At 62.8% G+C, this 12,638-nt stretch carries 16 protein-coding genes; all 16 read left to right on the top strand.

Going from position 1 to position 12,638, the window contains the following annotated elements; translation table 11 throughout:
- Positions 1-9 precede the first annotated feature (9 nt).
- Genes FHS75_RS03230 through nuoL form a run of 16 tightly spaced genes read left to right on the top strand, consistent with a single transcriptional unit; the run spans position 10 to position 12,635 of the window.
- A complete protein-coding gene (locus FHS75_RS03230; RefSeq protein ID WP_179406265.1) occupies positions 10-861 on the top strand; it encodes an NADH-quinone oxidoreductase subunit C in 852 nt (283 codons plus the stop codon).
- 11 nt (positions 862-872) lie between these two features.
- Complete coding sequence (locus FHS75_RS03225; protein WP_179406264.1) at positions 873-1,424, top strand: hypothetical protein; 552 nt, start codon at positions 873-875, stop codon at positions 1,422-1,424.
- Positions 1,421-2,635, top strand: coding sequence for an NADH-quinone oxidoreductase subunit D (locus FHS75_RS03220; RefSeq protein WP_179406263.1), 1,215 nt, complete (start codon positions 1,421-1,423; stop codon positions 2,633-2,635). Before FHS75_RS03225 ends, FHS75_RS03220 begins: the two co-directional genes overlap by 4 nt.
- The gene (locus FHS75_RS03215) at positions 2,635-2,823 is read left to right on the top strand and encodes a hypothetical protein (protein WP_179406262.1); all 189 of its coding nucleotides are present in this window, start codon (positions 2,635-2,637) and stop codon (positions 2,821-2,823) included. The genes FHS75_RS03220 and FHS75_RS03215 overlap by 1 nt, the downstream gene beginning before the upstream one ends.
- A gap of 38 nt (positions 2,824-2,861) precedes the next feature.
- Entirely contained in the window at positions 2,862-3,062 is a 201-nt protein-coding gene (locus tag FHS75_RS03210) for a hypothetical protein (protein ID WP_179406261.1), read from the top strand.
- Complete coding sequence (locus tag FHS75_RS03205) at positions 3,055-3,228, top strand: hypothetical protein (RefSeq protein ID WP_179406260.1); 174 nt, start codon at positions 3,055-3,057, stop codon at positions 3,226-3,228. The genes FHS75_RS03210 and FHS75_RS03205 overlap by 8 nt, the downstream gene beginning before the upstream one ends.
- Positions 3,221-3,889 carry a complex I 24 kDa subunit family protein gene (locus tag FHS75_RS03200; protein WP_179406259.1) on the top strand — a complete coding sequence of 223 codons (669 nt, stop codon included), beginning with the start codon at positions 3,221-3,223 and terminating at the stop codon, positions 3,887-3,889. Before FHS75_RS03205 ends, FHS75_RS03200 begins: the two co-directional genes overlap by 8 nt.
- A complete protein-coding gene (locus tag FHS75_RS03195; RefSeq protein ID WP_179406258.1) occupies positions 3,889-4,029 on the top strand; it encodes a hypothetical protein in 141 nt (46 codons plus the stop codon). The genes FHS75_RS03200 and FHS75_RS03195 overlap by 1 nt, the downstream gene beginning before the upstream one ends.
- Positions 4,030-4,047: 18 nt before the next feature.
- A complete protein-coding gene (gene nuoF, locus FHS75_RS03190; RefSeq protein ID WP_179406257.1) occupies positions 4,048-5,352 on the top strand; it encodes an NADH-quinone oxidoreductase subunit NuoF in 1,305 nt (434 codons plus the stop codon).
- Entirely contained in the window at positions 5,349-6,077 is a 729-nt protein-coding gene (locus FHS75_RS03185) for a hypothetical protein (RefSeq protein WP_179406256.1), read from the top strand. Before nuoF ends, FHS75_RS03185 begins: the two co-directional genes overlap by 4 nt.
- Complete coding sequence (gene nuoG / locus FHS75_RS03180; RefSeq protein ID WP_179406255.1) at positions 6,070-8,088, top strand: NADH-quinone oxidoreductase subunit NuoG; 2,019 nt, start codon at positions 6,070-6,072, stop codon at positions 8,086-8,088. The genes FHS75_RS03185 and nuoG overlap by 8 nt, the downstream gene beginning before the upstream one ends.
- Positions 8,085-9,131, top strand: coding sequence for an NADH-quinone oxidoreductase subunit NuoH (gene nuoH, locus FHS75_RS03175; protein ID WP_179406254.1), 1,047 nt, complete (start codon positions 8,085-8,087; stop codon positions 9,129-9,131). The genes nuoG and nuoH overlap by 4 nt, the downstream gene beginning before the upstream one ends.
- Positions 9,128-9,613: an NADH-quinone oxidoreductase subunit NuoI gene (nuoI, locus tag FHS75_RS03170; protein ID WP_179406253.1), complete on the top strand. Its 486-nt coding sequence runs from the start codon at positions 9,128-9,130 to the stop codon at positions 9,611-9,613. Before nuoH ends, nuoI begins: the two co-directional genes overlap by 4 nt.
- Positions 9,614-9,628: 15 nt before the next feature.
- Positions 9,629-10,246, top strand: coding sequence for an NADH-quinone oxidoreductase subunit J (locus tag FHS75_RS03165; protein WP_179406252.1), 618 nt, complete (start codon positions 9,629-9,631; stop codon positions 10,244-10,246).
- 12 nt (positions 10,247-10,258) lie between these two features.
- Positions 10,259-10,564, top strand: a complete 306-nt coding sequence (gene nuoK, locus FHS75_RS03160) for an NADH-quinone oxidoreductase subunit NuoK (protein ID WP_179406251.1) — start codon at positions 10,259-10,261, stop codon at positions 10,562-10,564.
- 4 nt (positions 10,565-10,568) lie between these two features.
- Complete coding sequence (gene nuoL / locus FHS75_RS03155) at positions 10,569-12,635, top strand: NADH-quinone oxidoreductase subunit L (RefSeq protein ID WP_179406250.1); 2,067 nt, start codon at positions 10,569-10,571, stop codon at positions 12,633-12,635.
- The last annotated feature ends 3 nt before the right edge of the window (positions 12,636-12,638 follow it).

The raw sequence follows: 12,638 nt of genomic DNA, 5'->3' as shown, positions 1-12,638 counted from the left end.
GACGTGGCTATGACGGTACTTCACCCAGCGCCGCGCTACGCGTCCAATGAGGGCGTTTCCGCCGCGATTTCGGCGGCGCTTGGCGACATGCTCCTTTCGACCAAGGAAGAGCACGGCGAAATCCTGCTGACCGTAGCGCGCGACCGGATCGAGGATGTGCTTCGCCTCCTGCGCGACGAGCACGAATACCAGCAACTCATGGAAATCGCGGGCGTGGACTACCCTTCGAGGCCGGAGCGTTTCGAAGTCGTCTACATGCTGCTTTCGCTGACCAGGAACCACCGGGTAATCGTCAAGGTCACGGCCGGCGAGAAGACTCCGGTGCCGACCGTCACGACATTATGGCCCAATGCCGGCTGGCTGGAGCGCGAAGTCTTCGATCTTTACGGCGTGCTTTTCTCGGGCAATCCCGACCTTCGCCGCATCCTCACCGACTACGGGTTCGAGGGCCATCCCTTCCGCAAGGATTTCCCGCTGACCGGCTACGTCGAGCTGCGCTATTCCGAAGAGGACAAGCGCGTGGTGTACGAGCCTGTGCAGCTTGCGCAGGACCTTCGCCAGTTCGACTTCATGAGCCCCTGGGAAGGCGCCGACTACGTGCTTCCCGGCGACGAGAAGGCCGACGTTCCGCCGGTTGCCGATCCGAAGACCACCGATGGTCCCAATAAAACGGGTGCGGGGGCGAAAGCCGACGCCAAGGCGGCCAAGCCGGTGAGCGAGGGCGCTCCGGCGGAAAAGGAAGCTGCTGCCAAGGAGCCCGGTGCGCCGAAACCGACCGAGGATCGGCCCGACGAATTGCCGCGCTCCGAAAAGAGCCGCGACACAAAGGGCGCGACCGAGACCGACAAGGACATAGAATGAGGGTTGCCGCGATGACCCTATCCCTTTGCATGCTCGCCGCCTGCGACATGACGGTGCCGTCCGATGGCTCCGGAGAGGCAACGGTTGAGCCCGGCGCTGAGCCCGACATCATGGCAAAAGCGCTTCCGCCGACCGGCAGGCCGGGTGCAGGGGCCGATGCTCCTTCACTCCAGCCGCTTGGACAAAACGACGGCACGGCGATTGCGGGCCGAATGCAAAACATCGGTGGCTGCGCCTTCCGCGACGAGGGCGGTCGCGAACTGCTTTCGGTAGGGCGTCCCGACACGTTCGACCGGGCGGCTGGCTCGGCGGGTCCGGCGTTGGGCGTCGCGCGGATTGGCGGCGAAGTCGTCGAACTCGAAGCGCAGACCGCCTCCGCACAGTATGTTGAGGCGGGACCCGTGCTCGTGGGCGGCGGCTACACCCTGCGGGTGGATCGCGCCGAGGGCGAGGGCAGTCCGGTCGGGGTGGAAAGCAGCGAATGGCCTGCCGACCTTACCGTCATCGCCGCGGACAGTGCGACCACGATCTATTCACCCGGAACATGGAGGTGCGGCGCATGAGCGGCCTCGAACTCGAACAGTCCCCCACAACGGGCGACGACACGATCAGCAACTACACGATCAATTTCGGTCCGCAGCACCCCGCTGCGCATGGCGTGTTGCGCATGGTCATGGAACTCGACGGCGAGATCATCGAGCGCATAGACCCCCACGTCGGCCTGCTGCATCGCGGGACCGAGAAGCTGATCGAGCACAAAACCTATCTCCAGGCGCTGCCCTACTTCGACCGGCTGGACTACTGCTCGCCACTATGCATGGAGCACAGCTACGTCCTGGCGATCGAGAAGCTGCTGAACATCGAGGTACCGCTGCGCGCGCAATATCTGCGCGTCCTGTTTGCAGAACTCACCCGCATTTCGAACCACATGCTCAATCTTGGCAGCCACGTGATGGATGTCGGCGCCATGACGCCGAACCTGTGGATGTTCGAGATCCGCGAAGATTGCATGAACTTCTTCGAGCGGGCTTCGGGCGCGCGCATGCACTCCGCGTACTTCCGGCCGGGCGGCGTGCACCAGGACGTTCCGCTCAAGCTGCTGACCGATCTTGCCGACTGGCTGGACGGACGTGCGCCCGAACTGTTCGACGACGCTATGAGCCTCGTTGTCGACAACCGCATTTTCAAGCAGCGCAACGTCGACATTGCCAAGGTCAGCCGCGAGGACGCGATTGCCTGGGGCTTTTCCGGTCCGATGATCCGTGCCGCGGGCATTCCGTGGGACATCCGCAAGTCCCAGCCCTATGACGTATACGGCCGCATGGACTTCGAAGTGCCCGTTGGCACGAACAGCGATTGCTACGACCGCATGCTCGTGCGCGTCGAGGAAGTGCGGCAGTCGATGCGCATCATGAAGCAGTGCCTGGCCGAGATGCCCGACGGCCCCATCGCCAGCGACGACCGCAAGGTCGTTCCGCCCAAGCGCGGCGAGATGAAGCAGTCGATGGAAGCCCTGATCCACCACTTCAAGCTCTATACCGAGGGCTTCCATGTGCCCGCGGGCGAAGTTTACGTCGCAACCGAGAGCCCCAAGGGGGAATTCGGCGTGTACCTCGTGTCGGACGGATCGAACAAGCCGTACCGCTGCAAGATCAGGCCGACCGCGTTCAGCCACCTCCAGGCAATGGATTTCATGTGTAAGGGGCACATGTTGCCCGACGCCACCGCGATTCTCGGCGCAATCGACGTCGTCTTCGGGGAATGCGACAGGTGATGCGCGAAGTCTTCATCCTCGTGGCTGCCTTCGCTGCATTCGCATCCGCCATCGCGGCCTATCTTCTTGTCTTTCATGGCGAGGTCCCGCTGAAAGACGTGCTTTCGAATGCCTTTGCTGCGGTCGCTGGCCTCTACGCCGGTCGCTGGATCGAGCGCCGTCTGAACCAAGCCGGAGCAGCAGCGTGAGCAGTGTGAACAAACGTCCCGGTCACGGAAGGGGAGCGATGAGGTTGCAGACATTCGATCTCATGCGCGTGTGGGCTGCGATTACCGGCATCACCCTTGCGCTCTGGTATTTCTTCGAGGTCTGGTCGGGCGTGCGGCCTGCCGACCTTGTACCGATGCTGGTAGCCGGTATCGGCGGCTTCGAACTGTTCCTCTATGGCCAGGACGTCTGGCTGAAGCGAAAGGGCCGACATGGCTGAGCGTTCCCCTCTCTGGATTGTCGGTGTAGCTGCGCTGCTCATCGCGGCGATTGCGTTCGGGATCGGCCAGGTCTTCGAGGGCGGGGGCGTCATGTTCGTGATCCTCGCGACCTCGCTCATGACGGTTTACTCGCATCGCAAGTGGAGGGCCAAGGGTAATGGCTGACCGTTATATCGAGCCCGATACTCCCGAACTGCGCGAACGCTGGGGCGGCTTCTCGTGGAAACCCGCGTGGGCCGAACGTGCACGATTCGAGATCGCGAAGTATCCCGAAGGCCGCCAGCGTTCCGCCGTGATGGCGCTGCTCGATTTCGCCCAGCGCCAGGTCGGGGAGGAAACGAGCACGCAGGGCTGGCTGCCGATCCCGGTGATCGAATTCGTCGCGAGAGAGCTCGACATGCCGGTTATCCGCGTCCTCGAGGTCGCGACCTTCTACACGATGTACAATCTCGTGCCGGTGGGACGCTTCCACGTCCAGGTTTGCGGAACGACCCCCTGCATGCTGCGTGGCTCCGACGATATCCTTGCCGCCTGCAAGGCGCGCGGCATGAAGAAGGGCCACACGACCGATGACGGCATGTGGACCCTGACCGAAGTCGAGTGCATGGGCAACTGCGCCACTGCCCCGATGGTCCAGATCAACGACGACAATTACGAGGACCTGACCACCGAGCGCTTCGATCACGTTCTCGACGAGCTTGCCGCCGGTCGCCAGCCCAAGACGGGCACGCAGGAGCCGGGCCGCCACACCAGTGAACCGCTCGGCGGGCCGACCACGCTCGAGGCAATGGTTCACGAGAACCACGATTACCGGAGCGAGTGGTAATGGAGCCCATTCTCGTCATCGTCCTGGCGATCGCGGCCATCGCGCTCGCATGGAAGTTGCTGGCGGGACTGGTGAAAACGCTTGCGCTTGTCGCGATCCTGGTCGTCGCGGCGATATTCGTATTTGGAGTTCTGGGCTGATGTTCGCCGGAGTGTGTCATGCTTGAAGATCGGGATCGCATCTTCACCAATCTCTACGGCTATCAGCCGTGGAACCTGAAAGCTGCGCAGGCGCGTGGCGACTGGGACGACACCAAGGCAATCCTCGCCAAGGGGCAGGACGCGATCATCGAGGAGATCAAGGCCTCCGGGCTGCGCGGCCGTGGCGGTGCGGGCTTCCCCACCGGCATGAAATGGTCGTTCATGCCCAAGGAACCGCCGAAGGATCGCGCCGGCAATCCGCGTCCGAGCTTCCTCGTCATCAACGCCGACGAATCCGAACCCGGTTCGTGCAAGGATCGCGAGATCATCCGCCACGATCCGCACAAGCTTGTCGAAGGTGCGCTGGTCGCGGGCTTCGCGATGCGCGCGCGTGCCGCCTACATCTACATTCGCGGCGAATACATCCGTGAGGCCGAAACCCTCGCCGCCGCCGTTCAGGAAGCTTACGACGCGGGCCTGATCGGCAAGAACGCGAGCGGCTCGGGCTACGACTTCGACGTCTTCGTCCATCGCGGCGCCGGGGCCTACATCTGCGGTGAGGAAACCGCGATGATCGAGAGCCTCGAGGGCAAGAAGGGCCAGCCCCGTCTCAAGCCGCCGTTTCCGGCGGGTGCCGGGCTCTACGGTTGCCCAACCACGGTCAACAACGTCGAATCCATCGCCGTCGCACCGACGATCATGCGGCGCGGCGCAAGCTGGTTCGCCTCCTTCGGGCGCGACAAGAACCACGGCACCAAGCTGTTCCAGATTTCCGGCCACGTCGAGAAACCCTGCGTTGTCGAGGAAGCGATGAGCATTCCCTTCCGCGAACTGATCGAGAAGCATTGCGGCGGTATTAGGGGCGGGTGGGACAACCTGCTCGCCGTCATTCCGGGTGGTTCTTCGGTCCCGCTCGTTCCGGCGGCCGAGATCATGGACGCGCCGATGGACTTCGACGGACTGAAGGACCTCAAGTCGGGCCTCGGCACCGCGGCGGTCATCGTGATGGACAAATCGACCGACATCGTCCGCGCAATCAGCCGCCTTTCCTACTTCTACAAGCACGAAAGCTGCGGCCAGTGCACGCCTTGCCGGGAAGGCACGGGCTGGATGTGGCGCGTGATGGAACGGCTGCGCGAAGGCGAGGCGAATGTCGAGGAGATCGACATGCTGCACCAGGTCACAAAGCAGGTCGAAGGCCATACGATCTGTGCGCTTGGCGACGCTGCCGCATGGCCGATCCAGGGCCTTATCCGTCACTTCCGCCCCGAACTGGAGCGGCGCATTGCGGAACGCCACGGCGTTCGGGAAGCAGCGGAATGAAGCGACTGGGACTTTTCCTTGCCTGTCTTGCAGCGGGGGGTGTTGTCGTCAGCCCCGCCAATGCGCAGCGCAAGATGGGCTTTCGCTTCGGTCAGGAGCAGCGCGACTGGCGGGACATCGGCGCGGATACGCCGCCGAACCTGGCGCTATTCTGGACAGCCAGGTGCCTGGTGACCAAGCACAGGAACGAGGTGAAACTCTATCTTGCCACGGTGCCGGGCAATTTCGAGGAGCAGCTTCGTTACGAACCGATCGGTAAGGACTTTTGGGACTGCACGCCCGACATGGCTTTCGATGGCGTCGGCAACATGCGATCGGCCACCGGAACGATGCGATTCAAGTTCGAACATGCCGATTTGCGAGGTGCGTTGGCAGAGGCGCTCACGCGCAAGGAAGATATCGAGATCAGATCGGAAAAGATCGCACTGGGCGACGACGGGATGTACGTCGCCGAGAAGTTTCACGGTGCCAGATCAAGCGTACCTGCACGTGCTTTCGCGCTAGGTTTCGCAGGTTGCGTCATGGGTCACAATCCCGACGGGATCGCCAAATTGCTTTCGACCGAACCGGGCGGAAAGCAGGAAAACGAAGCGGTTATGGAGATGGCACCGAGCTTTTCCCAGTGCATCATGGAAGGGCAGAAACTCTCGGTTACCGCGCCTGCCCTGCGCAACCAGATCGCCGAAGTAGTCTATTACGCAATCGGAAAGCCCGACGATGCCTAAAGTCACCGTAGATGGCGTGGAACTCGAGGTCCCGGCCGGCGCGACCGTGCTTCAGGCCTGCGAACTGGCGGGCAAGGAAATCCCGCGTTTCTGCTATCACGAGCGCCTGTCGATCGCAGGCAACTGCCGCATGTGCCTCGTCGAGGTGAAGCCGGGGCCGCCCAAGCCGCAGGCGAGCTGCGCACTCCCCGCGACCGAGGGGCAGGAAATCCGCACTGACAGCGAGATGGTGAAGACCGCGCGCGAAGGCGTGATGGAATTCCTTCTCATCAACCATCCGCTCGATTGCCCGATCTGCGATCAGGGCGGTGAGTGCGACCTCCAGGACCAGGCGATGGCCTACGGCCGCGGCGCGTCGCGCTACGACGAGAACAAGCGCGCCGTCACCGAGAAGTACATGGGTCCGCTGATCAAGACGATCATGACCCGCTGCATCCACTGCACCCGCTGCGTACGCTTTTCCGAGGAAATCGCGGGCGTGGACGAGATCGGCGCGCTTTATCGCGGCGAGAACATGCAGATCACGACCTATCTCGAGCATGCAGCCAAGCACGAGATGTCGGCGAACGTCATCGACCTTTGTCCGGTCGGCGCGCTGACATCGCGGCCGTACTCGTTTGAGGCGCGTCCGTGGGAGCTCAAGAAGACGCTCTCGATCGACGTTTCGGATGCGGTTGGCGCCAATATCCGGCTCGACAGCCGCGGCCGCGAGGTCATGCGCGTGCTCCCGCGCGTCAACGACGACGTCAACGAGGAATGGATTTCGGACAAGGCGCGTTACCAGGTCGACGGCCTCACCCGCCGCCGGCTCGACAAGGTATGGATCCGCCGCGACGGCAAGTTGCAGGCGGCAAGCTGGCAGGACGCTTTCGATGCGATCGCTTCGGTCAATGCAGGCGCCGGCGTTGCCGCGGTCGCGGGCGACATGCTCGATTGCGAGACTATGTTCGCGGCGAAATCGCTTCTCGGAGCGCTAGGCTCGACGATGCTCGAAGGTCGCCAGACCGGCATGGACTACGACGTCTCGAACCTCGCTGCGGTCAACTTCAACACCACGCTCGGGGGCATCGAGCACGCCGATGCGGTCCTTGTCGTTGGATCCAATGTGCGCTGGGAAGCGCCGCTCGTGAACGTGCGGCTGCGCAAGGCGGTGAAGCGGGGCGCCAAGGTCTTCATAGTCGGCCCCGAATGGGACACCACGTTCGGCGGCGAATTCCTCGGATCGGACCTTTCTGTGCTCGGATCGCTCCCGTCACACGTCGGCGAAGCGATGTCGAAGGCAGCGCGGCCCGCGATTATCGTCGGCGGAGCAGGACTGGGAAGCGGTGGCCTTGAAGCCTCGCTCGCGCTCGCGAAGGGCTGGAACCTCGTTCGCGACCTCGAGGACGGCGAGCGCTGGAACGGTTTCAACGTCCTTCACATGGCGGCGTCGCGCATGGGCGGGCTGATGCTCGGCTTCGCGCAGAAAGGCGGCATCGCGGACATCGTCGCGGCAAGACCGAAGCTGATCTTCGCGCTCGGCGCCGACGAAGTCGATTTCGCGAAGTTCGCGGATTCGACCATCGTCTACGTCGGCCATCACGGCGACAAGGGCGCGCATGCGGCGGACATCGTCCTTCCCGCAGCCGCGTTCAGCGAGAAGCCCGGGACTTACGTCAATACCGAGGGCAGGGTGCAATTCGCCGACAAGGCCGTCTTCGCTCCCGGAGAGGCGCGAGAGGACTGGAAGATCATGCGCGCGCTCGCCGATGCGCTGGACGTGACCGTGGGCTTCGACAGTTTCGAGGAGCTGCGCGCGGAGATGATCGCGCAAGTTCCGGCCCTTGGCATCGAAGGCCTTGCCGACTACGGGCATGACCTGCCGGCGGGCGGGGGCGCGGCTTCCGGCGAGATCGCTTACCCGATCGGGGACTTCTACATGACCAATCCCATCGCCCGCGCGAGCGCGACGATGCAGCGCTGCTCGGCCGAACTGGTTCACGGTGAGGATATGGCGGAGGCCGCCGAATGACCGACTTCTTCATGGGCCTGGGCATGTCCTACGAATGGGCATGGTTCGTGGCAACCGTCAGCGGCATCCTGCTGATCGCGTTTCCGCTGATGCTGGCAGTCGCGCTCATCATCTACGTCGACCGCAAGGTCTGGGCCGCGATCAACCTGCGGCGTGGCCCGAACGTGGTCGGTCCGTTCGGCATCCTGCAAAGCTTTGCCGACGGCCTGAAGGTATTCCTGCAGGAAACCATCATTCCGTCGGCAGCGAACAAGGGTATCTTCCTGCTCGCGCCCATCGTGACGTTCACTGTCGCGCTGGCGGCATGGGCTGTGGTGCCCTTCGGACCCGAGGCGGTGCTGGCCGACATCAACGTCGGCCTGCTCTATATTCTCGCGATCAGTTCGCTGTCGGTCTACGGCGTCGTCATGTCGGGCTGGGCTTCGAACTCGAAGTACCCGTTCTTCTCGGCAATGCGCGCATCGGCGCAGATGATCTCCTACGAGGTCTCGATCGGGTTCATCCTCGTGTGCGTCGTCCTGTGGGCCGGCACGTTCAACCTGAACGAGATCGTGCTGGCGCAGAAGGGTCATGGCCTCGGCTTCATAAACGGGTACTTCTTCAACATCCTGCTGTTCCCGATGTGGGTCGTGTTCTTCATCTCGAGCCTTGCAGAGACACAGCGCGTTCCCTTCGACCTGACCGAAGCGGAATCCGAACTCGTCGCCGGTTACCAGACCGAATATTCCTCGATGAGCTTCGCGCTGTTCTGGCTGGGCGAATACGCCAACATCCTTCTGATGTGCACGCTCAACGCCATCCTGTTCTTCGGCGGCTGGCTGCCTCCTGTCGACTGGGAGCCGCTCTATGCCGTGCCCGGGATCGTCTGGCTGCTGGTCAAGATATTCTTCTTCTTCTTCATGTTCAGCTGGGTCATGGCCACCGTGCCGCGCTATCGCTACGACCAGCTGATGCGGCTCGGCTGGAAGGTCTTCCTGCCGATGAGCCTGATCTTCATCTTCGTCATTTCCGGCTACCTGATGGCCACTGGACATTTCGCATGACCGTCGCCCAACTCGTCAAGAGCTTCACCTTGTGGGAGTTCGTGAAGGCCCATGCCCTCACGTTGAAGTACTTCTTCAAGCCCAAGGTGACGATCAACTACCCGTTCGAGAAGAACCCGCTCAGCCCGCGCTTTCGCGGCGAACATGCGCTGCGCCGCTATCCGAACGGCGAGGAACGCTGCATTGCCTGCAAGCTGTGCGAGGCCGTGTGCCCGGCGCAGGCAATTACCATCGAGTCGGAGCCGCGCAACGACGGTTCGCGCCGGACGACGCGTTACGACATCGACATGACCAAGTGCATCTACTGCGGCTTCTGCCAGGAAGCCTGCCCGGTCGATGCCATCGTCGAGGGGCCGAACTTCGAGTATTCCACGGAGACGCGCGAGGAACTGCTCTACGACAAGGCCAAACTGCTGGCGAACGGGGACAAGTGGGAGCGGGCCATCGCCGCGAACCTTGAAGCCGATGCGCCCTACCGCTAGGGGCGCGCGGGGCACATGATTCAGACCTTAGCCTTTTACCTCTTCGCGGTGCTGACGATCGGGTCCGGAGCGATCACGATCCTTGCTCGCAACCCGGTGCACTCGGTGCTCTGGCTGATCCTCGCGTTCTTCAACGCCGCCGGGCTCATGGTCCTCGTGGGCGCGGAATTCATCGCGATGCTTCTCGTCATCGTCTACGTCGGCGCGGTCGCCGTGCTCTTCCTGTTCGTCGTGATGATGCTCGACATCGATTTCGCCGAACTTCGCGCCGGTTTCGTCAAGAACTTCCCGCTCGGCATGCTCGTCGCGGTCGTCCTGCTGGCCGAGATCATCTTGGGCGTCGGAGCCTATCGCGCCGGTGCGCTCCAGCTCGGCACGCCCGATGGCACGGCCAGCGCAGCGGTCGGCCTTTCGAACATCGAGGCGCTCGGCGCTCTGCTCTACAGCCGTTACCTCTTCCTGTTCGAGGCGGCGGGCATCATCCTGCTCGTGGCGATGATCGGCGCGATCGTCCTGACGCTTCGCCATCGTCCGGGAGTGCGGGGGCAGAACGTCGCCCGCCAGGTCTACCGCCGCGCGGAGGACGCCACGATCAACACCCGTCCCGAAGTGGGCGCGGGCATCAAGCTGTAAGGGGACGGCCAGGTGATCGGTATCGAACATTACGTCGTCGTCAGCTCGATCCTGTTCGTGCTCGGCGTGCTCGGCATCTTCCTCAATCGCAAGAACGTGATCGTCATCCTCATGGCGATCGAGCTGATCCTGCTGGCGGTCAACATCAACCTCGTCGCTTTCAGCGCCTTCCTCGGCGACCTCACTGGCCAGGTATTCGCGATGTTCGTTTTGACCGTCGCTGCAGGGGAGGCGGCCATCGGGCTGGCGATCCTCGTCATATACTTCCGTAGCCGCGGCACGATCGCGGTCGACGACGTCAACCGGATGAAGGGCTGAAACCATGAGCCCGATCCTCGTCATTGTCTTCCTGCCCCTGCTCGCCGCGATCGTGGCGGGGCTTGGCAACCGTGCGCTCGGCAACACGATCGCCAAGGCGCTCACCACGGGCGCGCTGTTCATCGCCTGCGTGCTCTCGTGGCCGATATTCCTCGGCTTCCTTTCGGGCGGAGAGGCCTATGTCGTTCCGGTGCTGAAATGGGTGCAGTCGGGCTCGATGAGCTTTGACTGGGCATTGCGTGTCGATGCGCTCACCGCCGTCATGCTGGTGGTCATCACCACGGTTTCCGCGCTCGTGCACCTCTACTCGTGGGGCTACATGGACGAAGATCCGGACCAGCCCCGGTTCTTTGCCTACCTCTCGCTGTTCACCTTCGCGATGCTGATGCTGGTTACTGCGGACAACCTCGTCCAGATGTTCTTCGGATGGGAAGGTGTCGGCCTCGCTTCCTATCTGCTGATCGGCTTCTGGTTCAAGAAGCCGAGCGCCAACGCCGCCGCGATCAAGGCTTTCGTGGTCAATCGCGTAGGTGACCTCGGCTTCATGCTTGGAATTTTCGGCGTCTTTCTGGTCTTCGGAACGGTCTCGATCCCTGCAATCCTCGAAGCAGCTCCGGGCATGGCCGGATCGACCATCGGCTTTCTCGGTTATCGCCTAGATACTCTGACCGTCCTTTGCATCCTTCTGTTCATCGGCGCGATGGGCAAGTCGGCGCAGCTCGGGCTGCACACCTGGCTGCCGGACGCTATGGAAGGCCCGACGCCCGTTTCCGCGCTGATCCACGCCGCAACCATGGTCACCGCGGGCGTCTTCATGGTCTGCCGCCTCTCACCGCTGTTCGAAGCGAGCCCCGTCGCCCTCGGCTTCGTGACTTTTATCGGCGCTGCCACCTGCTTCTTCGCCGCGACGATCGGCACCACGCAGTGGGACATCAAGCGGGTCATCGCCTATTCGACCTGCTCGCAGCTGGGTTACATGTTTTTCGCCGCCGGTGTCGGAGCCTATGGCGCGGCGATGTTCCACCTGTTCACGCATGCCTTCTTCAAGGCGCTGCTCTTCCTCGGCGCAGGCTCGGTCATCCACGCGATGCACCATGAGCAGGACATGCGCTATTACGGTGCGCTGCGTAAGCAGATTCCACTGACGTTCTGGGCCATGATGGCGGGTACGCTTGCGATCACCGGTGTCGGCCTGGTGGGCATTTTCGGATTTGCCGGCTTCTATTCGAAGGACGCGATCATCGAGGTAGCGTTCGCGAGCGGTACCGAGCTTGGCGGTTTCGCTTTCACGATGGGTATCATCGCGGCCCTGCTGACGAGCTTCTATTCCTGGCGTCTGATGTTCCTTACCTTCTGGGGCAAGCCGCGCTGGGCAGGTTCTGAACATATCCGGCATGCCGTCCACCATGGTCACGACGAGCCGGAAAACCACAATCCGGCCAGTCAGGAAGATGCCGGCGATGATGTCGCCCACCACGTTCCGGCGCCTGAACACGAAGACGGCACTGCCGGGTATCACCCGCACGAATCTCCGCTGACGATGCTGGTGCCCCTTGGCGTGCTGAGCCTTGGGGCCGTGCTGGCTGGCTTCGTCTTCCACCATGCCTTTGTCGAGGCGGAGGAGGGCGCGCTGTTCTGGGGGGCAAGCATCTACTTCGACGAGCACCTGATGCATGCGATCCACGAAGTCCCGACCTGGGTGAAGTGGTCGCCGTTTGCAGTGATGGTGCTTGGCTTCGTGGCCGCCTGGTACGCCTATATCCGCAACACGAGCCTGCCCGGCCAGTTCGTCGAGCAGTTCGGAGCGCTTCACCAGTTCCTGCTCAACAAGTGGTACTTCGACGAACTTTACCACTATGCGTTCGTCGTTCCTGCAGGCTGGCTTGGACGGGTCTTCTGGAAAGCCGGCGACGTCGGGACGATCGATCGCTTCGGCCCCAATGGCGCGGCGTGGGTCGTCTCCAGGGGTTCGGTGCTGGCGCAGAAGGTGCAGTCGGGCTTCCTCTATTCCTATGCGCTCGTGATGCTGCTCGGCCTCGTGGCCGCGGTTACCTGGGTGCTGGCGGGCTGATAC

The organism is Novosphingobium marinum, from assembly GCF_013408095.1.
Classification (GTDB): Bacteria; Pseudomonadota; Alphaproteobacteria; order Sphingomonadales; family Sphingomonadaceae; genus Novosphingobium; species Novosphingobium marinum.
Note: the sequence above shows the minus strand (reverse complement) of the source record. Positions and strands in the feature narration are given on the sequence as shown.